The sequence below is a fragment of the Tsuneonella sediminis genome (genome assembly GCF_051912845.1).
Taxonomy (GTDB): Bacteria; Pseudomonadota; Alphaproteobacteria; order Sphingomonadales; family Sphingomonadaceae; genus Tsuneonella; species Tsuneonella sediminis.
Window position 1 is genome coordinate 1,164,305 of sequence record NZ_JBNCBU010000001.1, and the last position, 16,191, is coordinate 1,180,495.

Below are 16,191 nucleotides of genomic sequence, written 5' to 3' on the forward strand. Positions count from 1 at the left end.
CATGCGCCCGGCGCAGGAGCGGGCAGGCATCAGGGGAACCAAGTCCGCGGCAGATCGTTCCCCGGTTCTACGGGTTCGTTCCCCTGGCCCGCATCCATTGGGGTGCGGCCCCGGGGCAATATTGTTTTTTGACGACACAATTCTGATTCATGGGCGGGAACCGACATTGAACAAACGCACATCCGCTTCGAAGGGCAAAGGGGACGATAAGATTACTCCGGCAACAGCAAGACGTGGCGACGGACCCGGATCACCGGGGTGGGCTAGCGGGCTGCGCCAGCTCTACGATTCGGTCGTCGATGAACCCCTGCCCGATACGTTCAAGGACCTCCTGTCGAAGCTGGACAGCAAGAACTGATGGCCGAGCATAAGCGTACGGTCTCCGAGCAGGCCGACTTCAAGCGCGAGCTCACCGAGGTGGTGCCGCATCTGCGCGCTTTCGCGCGCGGCCTTTGCGGGCGTCCTGACATGGCCGACGACCTGGTCCAAGAAACGCTGCTCAAGGCCTGGGCGGCGCAGGAGCGGTTCGAACCGGGCACGAGCATGCGGGCCTGGACCTTCGTGATCCTTCGCAACGCTTATCTCACCGACATGCGGCGCAACCGGTTCAGGGGCGATTTTGACGAGAACGTCGCCGAGCGGATCCTTACCGCCCCCGCTGGGCAGGAGGAACCGATCCACCTGTCCGACATGCGCCGTGCGCTGCTGACCCTTCCGCCCGAGCGCCGCGAGGCGCTGCTGCTGGTGGGCGCGGGCGGCTTCAGCTACGAGGAGGCGGCCAACATCTGCGGCTGCGCGGTGGGCACGATCAAGAGCCGGGTGGGCCGGGCGCGCGCAGCGCTGACCCAGATGCTCGACGAGGGCGCGATCCCCCAGCGCTCGATCGACGATGAAAGCGCGCATCGCGCCATTCTCGAGGAGCTCGACGAGGTGGCCGCCGGAAACGGAGTGAGCGAACCGACCCGGTGACGCGACGCGCACGCTGGCGGCTTGAAGAGCAGCGCACTTCCCGCCAAAATCGCGGTCCATCCCGGGGGCTCATGAATCCGTGACCGAAGCGCGTCCCACTGAACCGACCGCACCGCCGCCGCCACAGCCGCCGCGCGTCAGGGCGCGCACGGCGCGGATGACGTTCGCCGCGCAGGAATTGCGGTTGATTTCCGCGCTTGTCGTGATCCTCGGCGTGGGACTGTTCCTCGCCCTGCCGTTCGTGCTGTCGATCGGCTCGGTGGTGTTCCTGCCGGTCGTCACCGCCCTCATCCTCACGATCGTGCTCTCCCCCCTCGCCGACAAGCTGTCGGCATGGGGCCTGCCCAACGTCCTCGCCTCGCTGACTGCCCTGCTCGTCATGCTGGCGGTGATCGTGCTTGCCGCGATGCTGATCCTGCAACCGGCCATCGACCTGTTCGATTCGCTCCCCGCGATCGTCAACAAGCTCGGCGAGCGCTTCGCCGACCTGCAGCAGGAGTTCTACTGGCTCGGCGAGGCGAACCGGCAGATCGCCGAATTGACCGGCGACAAGAGCCGCGAGGTCGTGGTCGCGACCCCTTCGATGATCGAGGAATTCGCCTATGCGACGCCCAGCGTCGTACTCGAGACCCTGCTGACGTTCCTCATGGCGTTCTTCATGGTCGAAGCGCGGGTCCGGATGCGCCGGCGCCTTCTCCTCGAGAGGAGCGACTTCGGTGCGAGCATCAAGGCCGCGCGCGTGATCCGCGAGGTGCAGGACCGGGTCGCCGCTTACATCCTGACCGTCACGTGGATAAACGCGGGCGTCGGAGTCGTCGTCGCGCTGGGTGCGTGGGCGCTAGGGCTCGAGGCACCCGTCATGTGGGGCGGCCTTGCCGCCATCCTCAATTTCCTGCCTTACATCGGCCCGCTGACAATGGTCGGCGTACTCGCGTTGTTTGGCGTGGGGACGGCGGACACGGTCATCCTCGGGATCATACCGGCCGCTGCATATCTTGCCCTCCACGCCGTCGAATCGAACGTGATCACGCCCTCGATCCTCGGCAAGCGTTTCACCATGAACCCGGTGATGATCCTGATCGCGCTGAGTTACTTCACCTGGATCTGGGGCGTGCTGGGCGCGCTCCTCTCGGTCCCGATTCTGCTGACGCTCACGGCGTTCTTCGACCACGTCGGCCGGCCGAACCTGGTTGGTTTCCTGTTCGGGGAGCCACTGTTCGGCGATCCTGTGACCGGCGATCCGGTGGAAGACATTCCCGACCCCCGGGCCGGATGAACCGACGGCCCGCCCCCCGGTGACGGGGAACGGGCCGTGCGAAAGGAACCAGCGATCAGCGGCCGGTCAGGCGGGATATTTCCATGTGCTGCCGCGGTTGAGGTTGTCGGCCGCGAAACCCCAGTTGAGTTTCCCTTCGACCACCGCCTCGAGATAGGCGGGACGCGCGTTCTGGTGGTCGAGATAGTAGGCGTGCTCCCACAGATCGATCACCAGCAGGGGGTTGCAGTCCTGGTCGGCCATCGTGTCGCCATCGTGTGTCTCTGCGATCTCGAGCTTGCCGCCCTTCTCGATCAGCCAGACCCAGCCGCTGGCGAAATGACCCGCCCCGCGTTCCTTGAGCTGCATCTTGAGATCGTCGACCGAGCCGAAGGCGTCGTCGATCATGCTCTTGAGCTCGTCGGTCGGATTGCCGCCGCTGGCCGCCAGCGAGTGCCAGTAGAAACCGTGGTTCCAGCTCTGCGCCGAATTGTTGAAGAGTCCCTGGTTGCTGCCGCGCGCCTTGGCGATGACCTGCTCCAGCGTGTCTCCCGCCATGTCGGTGCCTTCGACCGCCGCGTTGGTCTTGTCGATGTAGGCCTTGTGGTGTTTCCCGTGGTGGAAGCTGAGCGTCTCGGCGGAGATCGCGGGGGCAAGCGCGGTGTCAGGATAGGGCAGCGGCGTGACTTCGAAGGCCATGGTTGTCTCCCGTGGTCGGATTGAGGTGAGATAGGCGTCCCTACACCAATGCGCGGGAACCGCTAGGGTTGCAGGCGTTTCAATCGTTCTTGCGGTCGACCGCGGTGGTGAGCGCGACGTCGGCGGTGACGTTGGCCAGCGTGCGCATGAGATCCGGCATCATCTCGACCGCGACGAGCAGCGCCAGCGGGCCGATCGGAACACCCATCGCCAGCGCGATCGGCCCTACCGAAATGACGAAGCTGATCGTCCCGGGCAGGCTGACCGATCCGAGCGCGATTACGATCGCGACGGCTGCGCCGGCGAGCAGCGCCAGTGCGGAAAGTTCGACCCCCGCCAGATGGGCGACGTAGATCGCGACCGCCATGTTCATCGCCGGGCTTGTCGCGCGGAAGATCGCGACGCTGAGCGGCAGGACGAACTCGGCGGTCTCTTCCCGCACGTCGAGCCGCCGTGCGCTGACGAGCATGGCCGGGAGGCTGGCGAGCGAACTCTGGGTCGATATCGCGACCGCCTGCGCCGGAAGCATGGCGCGGGCGAAGGCGAGCGGGCTTTTCCCTCCCGCGAGCCAGGCGACGAGATAGCCGCCCGTGAGCACCACCGACCCGACCGCAACCACAGTCACGATATAATGCGCCAGCGTCGCGAAGGCCGCCCCGCCGCTTGCCGCTCCGACCCCGAGCGCCAGCGCGAATACCCCGACCGGCGCGACCCACAGGACCCAACCGATAATCGTCAGCATCGCGTTGGCGAGCGCGCGGAAGAACCCGAGCAGGGTGTCGCGCTGATCGCCGGGCAGGCGCGCGACCGCCACCGCGAAGGCCGCGAAGAACAGCGTCAGCGGCAGCATCGCGGTCTCGGCCGCGGCGGCGACCATGTTGGGCGCGATCAGCGATTCGACGAACGCCGCAAGGCCGGGGACCTCCTGTGGCGCGCCCCCGGCCGACAGGACCCCTGCGGCGGCCGCCGGCGGCGGGAAGAGATCGAGCAGCAACGGACTGAGCGCCGCGCTCATCAGGGCGGAAAAGACGAGCGTTCCCGCCACCCAGCCGAGCATCCGCCGCGCCGTCGCCCCCGCGCGCGCCGCGATCGCGAGCTGGGCGATCCCGATCACGAGCAGCCCGGCCACGAGCGGAACGATCGTCGCCTGGAGGGCGCGCAGCCACAGCGCGCCGACCGGTTCGGCCACCGCCACCAGCGGCCCGATCGCGCTCGTCCGTGCGAGCACGATGCCCGTGAGCAAGCCCGCGACCAGACCTGCAAGCGTCCAGCCGGCCGGAATGCGCACCGAGACTAGCTGGCGCGCCGCGCCCCCGTGTTCCGTATTCATCGGCCGCTAGATAGCGGCTTTCACCCGTCAGGCTAGTGACATCGGCCCCCGGCCCGTCCAATGCGGCAGAAACGATCAAACGGTTCGCGAAACGGAGCATCATGGCACGCAAGTTCTTCGGCACGGACGGGATTCGCGGGCGTACGAACTCCGGCGTCATGACAGCCGCCACCGCGATGAAAGTGGGCCAGGCCGCGGGCCGGCACTTTCTGCGGGGCAGCCACCGCCACCGCGTGGTGATCGGCAAGGATACTCGCCTCTCCGGCTACATGCTCGAGAACGCGCTGGTCGCCGGATTCACCAGCGTTGGTATGGACGTGGTGATGACGGGCCCCCTGCCCACGCCTGCGATCGCCCTTTTGACCCGCGAGCTGCGCGCCGACGTCGGGGTTATGATCTCCGCCAGCCACAATCCGTACGAAGACAACGGCATCAAGCTGTTCGGGCCCGACGGATTCAAGCTGTCCGACGCCGACGAACTGGCGATCGAGGCCCTGCTCGAGCAAGAAATCGACCTCGCCGACGCCGCCGAAGTCGGCCGGGCCCGCCGGATCGAGGACGCGCGCGGCCGGTACATCCACGCGGTCAAGCAGGCGGTGGCGAGCGACATCCGCTTCGACGACCTCAAGGTGGTGGTCGACTGCGCAAACGGCGCTGCCTACCAGGTCGCCCCCTCGGCCATCTGGGAACTCGGCGCAAAGGTCATTCCGCTCGGGGTCACGCCCAACGGCACCAACATCAACCGCGACGTCGGCTCGACATCGCTCGCCGCGATCAAGGCCAAGGTGATCGAGGAAGGCGCCGACATCGGCGTCGCGCTCGACGGCGACGCCGACCGGCTGATCGTGGTCGACGAGAAGGGCGAAACGGTCGATGGCGACCAGCTGATGGCGCTCATCGCGCTGCGATTGAAGGATCGCGGCGACCTCAAGGGCGGCGGCGTTGTCGCCACCGTCATGTCGAACCTGGGACTCGAGCGACATCTCGCAGGCCATGGCCTGACGCTCGAGCGTACAGCGGTGGGCGACCGTCATGTCCTCGAGCGGATGCGCGAAGGCGGCTTCAACGTGGGCGGCGAACAGTCGGGCCACATGATCCTGCTCGATTACGGCACGACCGGCGACGGGACGGTCGCCGCGCTGCGAGTTCTCGCCAGCCTGGTGCGATCGGGCAGGCGCGCGAGCGAGCTGCTGCACCAGTTCGATCCTGTCCCGCAGCTGCTCAAGAACGTGCGCTACGCCGGGGGCAGGCCGCTCGACGACGCCCGGGTCAAGGCGGCGATCGCCGATGCGGAGGCGGAGCTTTCGGGCAAGGGCCGCCTCGTCATCCGCGCCTCGGGCACCGAGCCGCTGATCCGGGTGATGGCCGAGGGCGACGACGCCGGGCAGGTCGAACGCGTGGTGGACACGATATGCGACGTGGTGAAGGACGCGGCGGGCTGATGGCGCTCGAAATGCGCCCCGATTGCGAACGCTGCGGCGCGGACCTTCCCGCTGAAGCTCCGGGAGCGTTCATCTGCAGCTTCGAATGTACCTTTTGCGCCGACTGCGCCGACGATCTCGACGACCGCTGCCCCAATTGCGGCGGTGAGCTGATGGACCGGCCGACCCGCGCGAAGCGTCTGCACGCGCAGCATCCACCGTCGACGGCGCGAAGGTTCGCCGGATGAGTGCGCCCCCTCCCCGCGTGCTCGCGATCGCCGGTTCTGACAGCTCGGGCGGCGCGGGCATCCAGGCCGACATCAAGACCATCACGATGCTCGGCGGCTACGCGATGACCGCGGTGACGGCGGTGACCGCTCAGAACAGCGTCGGCGTGCAGGCAATCGCCCCGATGAGCGGCGACGTGGTGGCCGAGCAGATCCGGTCCTGCCTCAGCGATATCGGGGTCGACGCGGTCAAGATCGGCATGCTCCACGACCGCGAGATCATCGACGCAGTCGCGGGCGCGCTCGAAGCCCTGCCCGATCATGTGCCCGTCGTGCTCGACCCGGTCATGATCGCGACCTCGGGCGCTACCCTCATCGCGGAGGACGCGATCGCCGCGATGCGCGAGAAGCTGTTTCCCTTGGCGACGCTCATCACCCCCAACCTGCCCGAACTCGAGCACCTCGCCGGTCGCACCCTGCGCGACACCGTCGAGATCGCCGATGCGGCGAGCGAAATCGCGCGTACCTGTGCCGCACACGTCCTTGCCAAGGGCGGCCATACCGATGACGACCGGGTCATCGACACGCTCGTCGGGCCGGGACAGCAACGCTCCGCCGCGTTCGGCGACACGCGCATCGACACGCCGCACACCCACGGGACAGGGTGCACGCTGTCTTCCGCCATCGCCACGCTGCAGGGGCATGGCGTGCCGCTCGAGCACGCGGTGCGGCTGGCCCGTCAGTTCGTGCGCCGCGCGATCATTGCCGCGCCCGGCTTCGGGGCGGGCAACGGACCCCTGGGGCACCAGGCGGTGCGGGGCGGGCCGGGTGCCGGAGAAGGTCAGGCGGACAGTTCGTAGAACGCCGCAATGTGTTCCCATGCCTCTTCCGCGGTCTCGCACCAGCGGAAGAGGTCCAGATCCCTTTTCGAGATCACCCCTTCCTCTGCGAAGGCGTCCCAGTCGATCACGCGGGTCCAGAATTCCTTGCCGAAGAGCAGGATCGGCATCGGCATGATCTTGCCGGTCTGGATCAGGGTAAGCAGTTCGAAGAACTCGTCGAACGTGCCGAACCCGCCCGGGAACACCGCGACCGCTTTCGCGCGCAGGAGAAAGTGCATCTTCCTCAGCGCGAAGTAGTGAAACTGGAAGCTGAGGTAGGGCGTGACGTAGGGGTTGGGCGCCTGCTCGTGCGGAAGCACGATGTTGAGCCCGATCGATTCCGCCCCCGCATCGCTCGCGCCCCGGTTGGCCGCTTCCATGATCGACGGACCGCCCCCCGAACACACCACGAACTGGCGCTTGCCGTCCTCGACGATGGACTTCTCGCTCGCCAGTCGGGCAAGCCGATAGGCCTCGTCGTAGTACTTCGCCTTGGCGGCCAGCCGCTCCGCGACCACCCGCGATTCCTCGTTCGCGTTTTCGACCAGCGCCGCTGCGTGATCGGGCGAGGGGATGCGCGCGGAGCCGTACATCACCAGCGTCGATCCGACGCCGGCCTCGTCGAGAAGCATCTCGGGCTTCAGCAGCTCGAGCTGGAAGCGCACCGGGCGCAGTTCCTCGCGCAGGAGGAAGTCGGCGTCCTGAAACGCCAGCCGGTAAGCCGGGTGACGGGTCTGCGGGGTATCGGGTGTGCTCTTCTCGGAGAAGGCCGCTTCCTGTTCGGCCCGATAGAACTTGCGATGCTTGAGATCGCGCTCTTCTTTTCTGGTCATCGGGTTGCCGATAGGCGTGCCGGGGGCCGCGCACAATGGGCTGTCGAAGGGCCGCGGCGCGCGGCGCGGAGCCCGGCCGTGCCAGGGTGCCGATCAGGGATTGGGAACGCCCATCTGTACAAGGACGGCCTTCACTGCTTCCGACAGCGAGGCGTCGGCGGTCTCGTCTTCTTCCACCGGCCGGGTGGACTGCGATGGAAGCGTGAGAAAGCCGAGTTCCTGGGCTGCCCGCTCTTCGGCATCGGGCGCCCGGCCGGCGCCCCCGCGCCCGGCGAGATCGGCCAGCGAGGCGCGCTCGGAGCGCGCTTCGCGGGCCAGGAGTTCCTGTTCGGGGGACAGCCGCGGTGCCTCGGTCGCTGAAAACTCGCGTGCGCGCAGTTCGATTACCCGCCGGCAAAGCGCCATTTCCTTTTCGGTGCCGGCCTGCGGATCGCAGCGGTCGTTGCCGCCGAGCGGTGCAGCGTCGGCGCGGCGCCCTTCCTCCCGCCGAGACAGCGCGGGCGCCGCCTGGGCGCTGCGGTCCCCGGCGGGAGCGACCTGCCCCACCGGCTCGCGCGCGACGCCGGCACTGACCTGCTGAATCGAATCGGGCCGTGACCGCTGCGGCGGCGGCGGGACGGTGACTGTCCTGTCGACTCTCTGCTCGACCGCGACGGGGCCGCGGGTAGAGGCAATCTGGCCGACCTCCACTCCGCTCGAAGCCTGCGGCGCGGCGAAATCGTCGAGCCGGGCCTTCTCGGCGTTCGCCTGCGCGAGCGCGAGCGAGGGCATCGCCAGCACTGCGAGACCGAGCAGGGGAGCCGCCCGCATCATCGTGACTGCGTGATCGCGATCGCCTGGTTGCCCGACTGGGTGATCGCCAGGTCCGACAGGTTGTCGCCGTTCTGCGTCCATGCCAGCTGATTGTTAGCGCCGTTCTGCACCGCCGTCATGGCATTTCCGGACCCGTTCTGGGTCAGCAGGGCCTGGTTCTCGTCGCCGCTCTGGGTCAGGCTCATCCGGTTGTCGTCGCCCAGTTGCGACGCAGCCACGCCATTGGTGAAGAGACCGCCCTGCTGGGTGATCCGCATCGCGTTGCCGTTGCCCTGCTGCGCAGCCAGCGCGACCTGCACGCCGGTGCCATCCTGCGCCAGCTCCAGGATATTGCCGTTCCCCTGCTGGCTCGCGGTGGCGTAATGCGCGCCGGCGCCGGTCTGGGCGATGGCGGCGTCGTTCGCGTCGCCGTTCTGGTCGATCCGCGCGTACTGGGTGTTGGCGGTCTGGCCGATCGTCGCCCGTCCGCCGTCACCCACCTGAGTGATGTAGGCTCCGCGGTCGTTGCCGGGCCGCGCAATGGTGAACGGATCGGGGTTCCGGTCGTACCGGACCTTTTCCTTGTTCGCGTTGCCTTCCGGACTGGGGTTGCCGTTGTTTCCGTTGCACGGGTTGCCGGTGCCCTGGCCCCCGCCGGGCTCGCACGGCGCACCGGGGGTTTCCTTGTCGGTGTCGGCGTTTGCGGGCGCGGAAAGCGCGAGCGCGGCAAGCGCCAGCGCGGAGCCGATCAGGCGGTGTGTCATTGTGCCTCTCCTCGTGGCGGACCCTGCCGCACGACGGCCCGGTTGCCGGTGCCGCGTTGGCGAACGGTCGACCGGTTGTCCGAACCACCCTGGGCGATCTCGGCATCGTTGCACGGGCCGCTCTGTTCGAGCGTGATCTCGCCATTGGGGCCGCGGGTGACCACGGTAACGGCATCCCCGGCCCCACTGGTCCGGTGGACGACGGTGGTCCCGTCTGTCTGCTTGATCATCTGGGCATCTCCGCAGGCGATTGAATTCATCGGCATGCTGGCCGCGACCTCGGGTGAGGCCGCGGCCAGTGCCGTCGTGGGTGCGAACCCGACGAGCGCGAAGAGAGCGCAGCGTAGCCACCTGCCTGCCCGGTCGTGACGCCGGTCAGAAAGCGAGGATGGAAACATGACTGCGCTCCTTTCGATGTGGTGACAAAGGAAGGCGGATCCAGGGGTCGACGAGACCCGCCCTCCCCCCGTCAGGTCAGGGAGTGCCCTGCGTGACGGTGGCGGTGTTGCCGCTGCCCGACTGGGTCACGTTCGACACGTTGTTGTCCGAGTACTGGCCGACGGTCGCGGTGTTGTTCGTGCCCGACTGGGTCACGAACGAATCGTTTCCGTCAGCGTACTGGGTGACCCGTGCGGTCAGGTTGTCGCCCGACTGCTGATCGACCTTCGAGTAGTTGTCGAAGCCGTTCTGGCGCACGTCGCTCAGCGAATTCGACGCGTTCTGGATGGTAAGCGCATTGTTGAACGTGCCGCCCTGGAACACGTCGGAACGGCTGTTGGTCGCACCCGACAGCTGCTGGACCGTGGCAGTGTTATCGGCCGATCCGTCGGCAAGACTGACCGCCGAGCCGTCGAACGTGGTGCCCTGGTAGATGTTCGATTCCGCAAGGTCCGCAACCTGGTCGACATAGGCTTCGTTGCGCGCGCCGATCTGCAATACGACGCTTTCGGCCGGCTCGTTGATGACATAGCCGGCGGTGTCGGGGTGTCGGCCGGTCGTGTGCTCACCGGTGCCGGACAGATCGACATCGGCGATGTTGCCGGTGCCGTCCTGCGCGATGTAGCTGTAGGTGCTGGAACCCGTCTGCACCGACTTGGCATTGTTGCCCGAGGCTGGCCCCGGCAGGCTGTCGCCGATGAAATCGCGCTGGATGACGATCCCGACACTGCGTTCGCCGCTCTGGCTGACATCGACGATGTTGTCGTCACCGGTGGTGTAGACGAAGCTGTCGCTGTTCGCGCCCGACTGGTCCACGGTGGCAAGGTTGCCGTCGCCGTTCTGGTTCACGTCGCTGAACGACCCTGCCGATCCGGCCGATTGCGTCACGTTCGCGATGTTGTCATCGCTCGTAGCGAGGTTGCCCTGTTCGATGTTCGAGCGGGCGTCGTCCGACTGGGTGGTGGTCGCAAGGTTGCGGTCTCCGGTCTGGGCGATGTTGGCGCTCGCCCCTCCGGAGGTCGAATCCTGCGTGATTGTTGCGTCGTTGTTGTTGCCGGTCTGGGTAATGGTCGCGTCGACAGGAACGGCGTCCTGCTCGATGTTCGCATCGTTCAGGTTGCCGGTCTGGGTGATGTAGGCGTCCGCATTGTCACCCGGTACCACCGGGCTGCCCGGCGGCACCGAGGTTCCCGCTCCGTCGGCCGTCTGGCGAACGACCCGGGCATCGTTATCGTCGCCGGTCTGGATAACGACCGCGTTCGAGAAATCGCCCTGCTGGGTGATCGTCGAGAAGTTCCGGTTCCCGGTCTGCAGCACGTCGGCAAGCGTGTTGTCGCCGCTCTGCATGATGTCCGATTCGTTATCGTCGCCGTACTGCTCGACGCCGACCCGGGCGATCGGGTCCGCGCTCGAGTAGTTGTTGTCGGGATCGCCGACCGCACCGTTCACGCCGGTCTGCGTGACGTCGGAGGTGTTGCCGTCGCCCTCCTGGCGGATGCTTGCCTCGTTGAAGCGGTTCGACTGGTTGATCGTCGAGAAGCTCGATCCATCCTGGAAAACCGAAGCGTTCTGCGCGCCGCCCGACTGGAGGATCGTCGAGTCCGCCGCGCCCACAGTCTGGATGACGCTGGCGCGCTGGTCGTTGCCCGTCTGGGTGATCCGGCTCACCGCCCCGTCAGTCGCGGCGCCCTGCATGACCACGGCTTGGCCCTGGTTGCCGCTCTGGGTGATGAAAGAACCCGTGCCCGCGCCGCCCCCGAGGCCCGATTGAGTCACGTTGGCGCTGTTGCGTGTGTTGGACTGCGTGACCTCGGACCGCATGCCATCGGCCGACGCGGTCTGGTCGACCGTTGCGGCGTTGCGGTTGCCGGACTGGTCGACCTTCGAATAGCCGTTGTCGCCGGCCTGGGTGGTCGTCGCGCGCAGCTTGTCGCCGTTCGTGAACGCGCCGGTTCCGGTGCCGTTCTGGTCGACGTCCGAAGTGTTGCCCGAACCCGATTGCGTGACAGTGGCGACCGTCGCCGCGCCCTGCTGGTCGACGGTCGAGGTGTTGGTCTGTGCCAGCGCGGGGCCAGCGGCGAGCAGCGCGGCGATCGAAGCCGAGCCGAAGAGGATGCTTTTCATCGTGGAATTCCTTTCTAGGACAGGATCGCGGGCGACCGGTGCCGGCCGCCCGCTCCCCCCGTCACATGCCCTGCGTCACGGTTGCGGTGCCGTTGGTGCCGGTCTGGTTGACGCTGGACCAGTTGCCGTTCGACGACTGGGTCACCGTGGCTGTGTTGTTGCTGCCGCCCTGAGTGATGAACGAGTCGTTGTTCGAACCCGACTGGGTCAGGTCGGCGCGGTTATCGACCCCGCCCTGGTTGATGTCGGACTCGTTGTCGTCGCCAGACTGGGTCAGGTTCACGCTGTTGCGCCCGGCGAGTGCGGCGGAAAAGCTCGATGCATTGCCCGACTGGGTGATGAGCGAGCTGTTGCGTTCGCCAGTCTGGTGAACGCCGCGGGCGAGACCGATGTTGTTGTCGCCTGAGTTCGGGGTTTCCGAACTGGTGACGTTGGTCAGGAACCCGCTCTGGCTCCAGTCCGAGCTGTTGAGGGTACCGGCCTGCTCGACGAACGCGGCGTTCGAATTGCCCGTCTGGTTGATGATCGACGAGTTGGTATCGCCAACCTGCTGGACGAACGCGAAGCCCGAACGACCGGTCGAATTGATCTCAGAGCTGAGACGGATGCCGTTCTGCTGTACCACCGCATAGCCGAAGAAGTTGGGCGCGTTGAGCACCGCTTCGCCCAGCTCGGTCCCGGTATAGCCGAGGAATCCGCTACCCGAATCCTGGGTCACGCTCGACGAGTTGCCCGACCCGTTCTGCGTCACGCGGGCGGCGTTGTTGTTCGCCGACTGCGTGATGGACGAGGTGCTGGTCGAACCCGACTGGTTGACGATCGCGTCGTTGTTGTCGGCGCTCTGGCTGACCGTCGAGGTCAGGTTGTTCCCGTTCTGCGTGACATTGGCGATGCCGTTGGTGCCCATCTGGAACACGTCGGAATCGTTCAGGCTGCCGGACTGGTCGACACCGGCGACGTTGAAGCTGCCCGACTGGTCGACAAAGGAATTCTGGACGGCGCCCGTCTGGTCGACGGTTGCATCGTTGTCCTCACCGGTCTGCTGAACGGAGCTGGTGCTGACAACCGAGCCCTGGGTGACGGTTGCGGTGTGCTGGCCGAGGCCGCCCTGGTTCACAATCGAGTCATTGCCCCAGGATTGGTCAGCCGCAACCAGCGCCAGGTCACCCTGCGAGACGGTCGCCTTGTTGTTGTCGGACGACTGCGAGATCGAAGAGTCCTGCGAATCGTCGACCTGCGTGACGGTTGCCTCGTTGAAATTCCCGCCCTGCGTGACGGCCGACACGGTGCCGAGCGAGAAAGTGGCGGTGTTCTGGGTGACGGTCGCCTTGTTGTCGCTTCCGCCCTGCGTCACGGTCGAGGTGTTGATCGGCGGGGCGACGTTCGCGAGGTCGCTGCCGTCGTCGCTCTGGGTGACGGTCGCTTCGTTGCGATCGCCAGTCTGAGCGATGGTGGACTTGCCACCAGCCTGCGAGCCATCCTGGTTGACGGTCGCTTTGTTCAGATCGCCGCCCTGGTCGATGTCGCTGTTCGAATCCGAACCGCCCTGGTTGACGGTCGCAGTCGCGTTGGTGCCGGTCTGGTCGACCGTCGAGGTGTTCGATTGCGCCAGTGCCGGCGACGCCGCGAGCAGCGCGGCGGCCGAGGCGGAAAGAAGGAAAGTGCGCTTCATGATAGTGACTCCATCCAAGCATTGAGTGTGAATGCGGCCCGACGCCGTGCACCGGGATTGGCGCGCGGCGGGGTTGCGGGGGCCGTTTGCCGGCCTCGACCGCGACCGGATGGAGTCAGGAAACCACGATGCCCGATGGCCGCGCGCTGTCCCCCAGCGGGGCGTTTCGCGAATGCGGCAGTCATCAACATGGTTGTAAAACCCCTTCCGGAATTTCATAACCATGTCTGTCCGCCGCTTCGGCGACGGGCAGACAAGGTTGTGTCACAGCAACTCAGTCAAACCGGGCGCGTCGGGGCTGCAACTCCGGCGCGCCTTTTGGTACCGACGCCGGGAAAGCGGCTGCAACCGCTTCCCCTTCGCCACCGGCAACTCGCTTCAATCCTGGCCCCGGGTGCCGGCTCGCCCCGGATCAGGTCAGTTCGTCCGCACCCCCGCGGCCTCCGCCGCGCGCATCAGCGCGCGCCGGTCGGGCTCGTCGGTGGATGCGGTGCGTCTCTTCGTCTTCAGCGGAGCGGTCGAACGCAGCGCCGCCTCGAATTTCTCCGCGTCGATCTTCCCGTCGCGCTCGCGCTTGTACGCGGCGAGCATCGGCAGACCGGCCTCGCGGTCGGCAAAGTCCCACAGCTTGAGGTCGACGCCTTCCATCACAAGGCCGTAGACCGCCTTCTCGATCGCCTGCTGGAGCGCGACCTGGTCGGGTTCGTTCGTGGTGTAGCCGGCCTCGGCCTGGAGCAGTTCCTTGAACGCGACGTAGCGGAATGCGTTCGCCCCGATCGACTGGCTCGCGATCGTCTTCGACGCGGTGACCGAGGTCAGCACCTCGCCCGTGCGGACCGATACCGCGCGCAGGTACACGGTTACCGTGTCCTGCCTGTATTCGGACCGCCCGCCGATGCCGAGGAAAGCCGCTCCCGCACCGCCGGTGACGGTGTTGGTGTCGTAACCGACCACCCCGCCTTCGAGCAGGACGCCCGCGAACAGCAGCGCGGGCAGCGCCTGAGGATTGATCCCCTGCTCGCCCAGGTAGCGTTCGCGCATCTCGCGGATGATCTGCCGCTCGTTGAGGAGGTTCTTCAGGCTCTCGCGCTCGACGATGGTGAACCACTGCCGGTTGCCGGCGTCCTGCAGTGCCTTGACCAGCATGGCCGCGCCGCCCTGGCTCACCGCCCGGCTGAGCGTCTGGCCGTTCTCCACCGGCTTGAACTGCCCGGTCTGGTCGGCGAAGCCGTAGACCGCGACCGCGACCGGACGGGTCGGGGCGGGGATTTCGGCCAGCAGGTGCTGGGTCTGCGTCTTGTCGGGGTAGAACGCCTTGCTCCGGGTCTCAGGGAACAGGCTGCGGCCGTCCTCGCCAAGGGTGGCGCAACCGGCGAGCGTTGCCGCGCCGAGTGCTGCGGCAAGCATCCTGAAGGTTTGACGGGAAATGCCCATGGGTCCGTTCACCCGCCGACGTCGATGAAGGTCGGGATGACGATCTCGGTCACTTCGCCGGTATCGTCGTCGATGATCGTCAGCGTGACGCTTTCCAGGCTGCGGACGAAGGTGATCGTCTGGCCGCCGAACCGGATCGTGCCGCTTTCCTGCGGATTTTCCCCGAAGATCGCGTTCACGATCTGCGACGACAGCGCGGACAGAAGGCGCGATTGCAGCTGGCGCGCGAAGATGTCCGCCTGCGAGCTGTTCGCGGTGCTGCGCGGGTCCTTGTAATCGTTCTGCGCATTCGCGACGCCCAGCAGGTGCGCCGAGTTGAACGGGTTGCCCCCGAACGTGGGGTCGATCGGCTGATAGGTGATGTCCTGTGCCGCAGCGGGCGCAGAGTAGATCGCTACCGCGGCGCAAGCGCCGACGGTCAGCCGGCGCACGCGAGTGCGCTGGTTCAAAAGCATCGAGATGCCCCTCCCGAAAATGTCGATTAACCGCAGGCTCCCCAGTGCGACCCGTCTGCCTGTCTGCGTTAACTCCTTGTTAAAGGATAGTTCACGATTCGCATCGTCAACCTTGATGAGCAAAATGGGAAAAGTCGGGCCGTGTCGAAAGAGTCCCGATATTGGACACCAAACGGTTCCTCTCAGACCATGCAGAACGACGAAGCCAGTCGGAGCAGCTCCCGCTGCGAACTGACCGACAGTTTCAGGTAGATCCCGCGAATATGCGTCCTCACGGTATTGATCGACACGCCGAGGCTCTCCGCGATTTCGCGCGGAGACAGCAGGTCGACAAGCATCTGGGCGATCTGACACTCTGATCTGGTCAGATCGAACTGAGCGGCGAGTCCGCACTTCACGAGGTCAAGCGGCTGGGCGACGGCCATCAACGAAAGGAAGAGGGCATCCTGGCCCGCGGCAGAGCTGCGGAACGCGCCGACAATCGCATTCGGGTGGCCGCGCTTGTCGGTGACGACCAGCCGCTCGAGCTCCGCGCCGACATGCGACAGCCTTTCGCGCCAGTGATCCTGCCCGAGGGGATCGTCGAAACACAGGCGCTCGTCCCGCAGGTTCAGCAGCAACCCTGACGACAGGACCGACCTCGCCGCCCGATTCGCCCACAACAGGGCCAGACCCGAGTTGACCACCAGCCGCGGAAGCGAGAGCCGCGCCAGCCATTCCAGCGCCGAACCGCTGTCGAGCGCGCCAGGTTTTTCCAGGAGTACTGGAGGCAAATCTGCCCGTTCTGCCAAGGCCACTGCGATTTCTCCCTGGCTCGACTCTTGCGATCGAGAAGCGGGACACTCACGATGGACGCCATTGTTGTCAACCTGATGAAACCATTTCGGTGGGAAAATT

Annotated in this window: 17 protein-coding genes; 6 read left to right on the plus strand and 11 right to left on the minus strand. The window is 66.4% G+C overall.

The genetic code is table 11. The features are described from left to right. The first annotated feature begins 1 nt into the window (after window position 1). The 3 genes from ACPV3N_RS05935 to ACPV3N_RS05945 all read left to right on the plus strand — a co-directional run bounded on the left by ACPV3N_RS05935 (window position 2) and on the right by ACPV3N_RS05945 (window position 2,245). The gene (locus ACPV3N_RS05935; protein WP_440115676.1) at window positions 2-358 is read left to right on the plus strand and encodes a NepR family anti-sigma factor; all 357 of its coding nucleotides are present in this window, start codon (window positions 2-4) and stop codon (window positions 356-358) included. Further along, window positions 358-969, plus strand: coding sequence for a sigma-70 family RNA polymerase sigma factor (locus ACPV3N_RS05940; protein ID WP_440115678.1), 612 nt, complete (start codon window positions 358-360; stop codon window positions 967-969). The genes ACPV3N_RS05935 and ACPV3N_RS05940 overlap by 1 nt, the downstream gene beginning before the upstream one ends. A gap of 157 nt (window positions 970-1,126) precedes the next feature. Next, window positions 1,127-2,245 (plus strand): AI-2E family transporter, encoded by a 1,119-nt coding sequence (locus ACPV3N_RS05945; RefSeq protein WP_440115680.1) that lies wholly within the window; start codon window positions 1,127-1,129, stop codon window positions 2,243-2,245. A gap of 66 nt (window positions 2,246-2,311) precedes the next feature. Here ACPV3N_RS05945 and ACPV3N_RS05950 read toward each other — a convergent pair whose 3' ends face one another. After that, window positions 2,312-2,923, minus strand: coding sequence for a superoxide dismutase (locus ACPV3N_RS05950; protein WP_440115682.1), 612 nt, complete (start codon window positions 2,921-2,923; stop codon window positions 2,312-2,314). A 79-nt stretch (window positions 2,924-3,002) separates the two neighbouring features. Next, window positions 3,003-4,253, minus strand: a complete 1,251-nt coding sequence (locus ACPV3N_RS05955; RefSeq protein ID WP_440115684.1) for a dicarboxylate/amino acid:cation symporter — start codon at window positions 4,251-4,253, stop codon at window positions 3,003-3,005. Window positions 4,254-4,354: 101 nt separating this feature from the next. Between ACPV3N_RS05955 and glmM the strand changes: the two genes are divergently transcribed. The 3 genes from glmM to thiD are packed head-to-tail and all read left to right on the plus strand — an operon-like array spanning window position 4,355 to window position 6,761. Continuing rightward, window positions 4,355-5,695, plus strand: coding sequence for a phosphoglucosamine mutase (gene glmM / locus ACPV3N_RS05960; protein ID WP_440115686.1), 1,341 nt, complete (start codon window positions 4,355-4,357; stop codon window positions 5,693-5,695). Then, window positions 5,695-5,922 (plus strand): DUF1272 domain-containing protein, encoded by a 228-nt coding sequence (locus ACPV3N_RS05965; protein ID WP_440115688.1) that lies wholly within the window; start codon window positions 5,695-5,697, stop codon window positions 5,920-5,922. Before glmM ends, ACPV3N_RS05965 begins: the two co-directional genes overlap by 1 nt. Next, window positions 5,919-6,761, plus strand: coding sequence for a bifunctional hydroxymethylpyrimidine kinase/phosphomethylpyrimidine kinase (gene thiD, locus ACPV3N_RS05970; RefSeq protein ID WP_440115690.1), 843 nt, complete (start codon window positions 5,919-5,921; stop codon window positions 6,759-6,761). The genes ACPV3N_RS05965 and thiD overlap by 4 nt, the downstream gene beginning before the upstream one ends. Here thiD and ACPV3N_RS05975 read toward each other — a convergent pair. The 9 genes from ACPV3N_RS05975 to ACPV3N_RS06015 all read right to left on the minus strand — a co-directional run bounded on the left by ACPV3N_RS05975 (window position 6,743) and on the right by ACPV3N_RS06015 (window position 16,067). Next, on the minus strand, window positions 6,743-7,615 hold the full coding sequence (locus ACPV3N_RS05975; protein WP_440115692.1) for an LOG family protein: 873 nt from the start codon (window positions 7,613-7,615) through the stop codon (window positions 6,743-6,745). The two genes, thiD and ACPV3N_RS05975, sit on opposite strands and share 19 nt — an antisense overlap. A gap of 93 nt (window positions 7,616-7,708) precedes the next feature. Then, window positions 7,709-8,428: a hypothetical protein gene (locus ACPV3N_RS05980; RefSeq protein ID WP_440115693.1), complete on the minus strand. Its 720-nt coding sequence runs from the start codon at window positions 8,426-8,428 to the stop codon at window positions 7,709-7,711. Next, entirely contained in the window at window positions 8,425-9,171 is a 747-nt protein-coding gene (locus ACPV3N_RS05985; RefSeq protein ID WP_440115695.1) for a hypothetical protein, read from the minus strand. The genes ACPV3N_RS05980 and ACPV3N_RS05985 overlap by 4 nt, the downstream gene beginning before the upstream one ends. Then, window positions 9,168-9,401, minus strand: a complete 234-nt coding sequence (locus tag ACPV3N_RS05990) for a hypothetical protein (RefSeq protein WP_440115697.1) — start codon at window positions 9,399-9,401, stop codon at window positions 9,168-9,170. Before ACPV3N_RS05990 ends, ACPV3N_RS05985 begins: the two co-directional genes overlap by 4 nt. A 244-nt stretch (window positions 9,402-9,645) precedes the next feature. Beyond that, entirely contained in the window at window positions 9,646-11,733 is a 2,088-nt protein-coding gene (locus ACPV3N_RS05995; RefSeq protein WP_440115699.1) for a beta strand repeat-containing protein, read from the minus strand. 61 nt (window positions 11,734-11,794) lie between these two features. Then, on the minus strand, window positions 11,795-13,405 hold the full coding sequence (locus ACPV3N_RS06000) for a beta strand repeat-containing protein (RefSeq protein ID WP_440115701.1): 1,611 nt from the start codon (window positions 13,403-13,405) through the stop codon (window positions 11,795-11,797). Window positions 13,406-13,822: 417 nt separating this feature from the next. After that, window positions 13,823-14,812 (minus strand): CsgG/HfaB family protein, encoded by a 990-nt coding sequence (locus ACPV3N_RS06005; RefSeq protein WP_440115703.1) that lies wholly within the window; start codon window positions 14,810-14,812, stop codon window positions 13,823-13,825. A 35-nt stretch (window positions 14,813-14,847) separates the two neighbouring features. Further along, window positions 14,848-15,294 carry a curli assembly protein CsgF gene (locus ACPV3N_RS06010; protein WP_440115705.1) on the minus strand — a complete coding sequence of 149 codons (447 nt, stop codon included), beginning with the start codon at window positions 15,292-15,294 and terminating at the stop codon, window positions 14,848-14,850. 182 nt (window positions 15,295-15,476) lie between these two features. Then, window positions 15,477-16,067: a helix-turn-helix transcriptional regulator gene (locus ACPV3N_RS06015; protein ID WP_440115707.1), complete on the minus strand. Its 591-nt coding sequence runs from the start codon at window positions 16,065-16,067 to the stop codon at window positions 15,477-15,479. Between the last annotated feature and the right edge of the window lie 124 nt (window positions 16,068-16,191).

Coding starts and splice junctions, on each gene's coding strand:
- thiD (WP_440115690.1), top strand. CDS start 5,919: ATGAGTGCGCCCCCTCCCCGCGTGCTCGCGATCGCCGGTTCTGACAGC.
- ACPV3N_RS05975 (WP_440115692.1), bottom strand. CDS start 7,615: ATGACCAGAAAAGAAGAGCGCGATCTCAAGCATCGCAAGTTCTATCGG.
- ACPV3N_RS06005 (WP_440115703.1), bottom strand. CDS start 14,812: ATGCTTGCCGCAGCACTCGGCGCGGCAACGCTCGCCGGTTGCGCCACC.
- ACPV3N_RS05955 (WP_440115684.1), bottom strand. CDS start 4,253: ATGAATACGGAACACGGGGGCGCGGCGCGCCAGCTAGTCTCGGTGCGC.
- ACPV3N_RS05990 (WP_440115697.1), bottom strand. CDS start 9,401: ATGATCAAGCAGACAGACGGGACCACCGTCGTCCACCGGACCAGTGGG.
- ACPV3N_RS05945 (WP_440115680.1), top strand. CDS start 1,127: ATGACGTTCGCCGCGCAGGAATTGCGGTTGATTTCCGCGCTTGTCGTG.
- ACPV3N_RS05935 (WP_440115676.1), top strand. CDS start 2: ATGCGCCCGGCGCAGGAGCGGGCAGGCATCAGGGGAACCAAGTCCGCG.
- ACPV3N_RS06000 (WP_440115701.1), bottom strand. CDS start 13,405: ATGAAGCGCACTTTCCTTCTTTCCGCCTCGGCCGCCGCGCTGCTCGCG.
- glmM (WP_440115686.1), top strand. CDS start 4,355: ATGGCACGCAAGTTCTTCGGCACGGACGGGATTCGCGGGCGTACGAAC.
- ACPV3N_RS05940 (WP_440115678.1), top strand. CDS start 358: ATGGCCGAGCATAAGCGTACGGTCTCCGAGCAGGCCGACTTCAAGCGC.
- ACPV3N_RS05980 (WP_440115693.1), bottom strand. CDS start 8,428: ATGATGCGGGCGGCTCCCCTGCTCGGTCTCGCAGTGCTGGCGATGCCC.
- ACPV3N_RS05965 (WP_440115688.1), top strand. CDS start 5,695: ATGGCGCTCGAAATGCGCCCCGATTGCGAACGCTGCGGCGCGGACCTT.
- ACPV3N_RS06010 (WP_440115705.1), bottom strand. CDS start 15,294: ATGCTTTTGAACCAGCGCACTCGCGTGCGCCGGCTGACCGTCGGCGCT.
- ACPV3N_RS05995 (WP_440115699.1), bottom strand. CDS start 11,733: ATGAAAAGCATCCTCTTCGGCTCGGCTTCGATCGCCGCGCTGCTCGCC.
- ACPV3N_RS05985 (WP_440115695.1), bottom strand. CDS start 9,171: ATGACACACCGCCTGATCGGCTCCGCGCTGGCGCTTGCCGCGCTCGCG.
- ACPV3N_RS05950 (WP_440115682.1), bottom strand. CDS start 2,923: ATGGCCTTCGAAGTCACGCCGCTGCCCTATCCTGACACCGCGCTTGCC.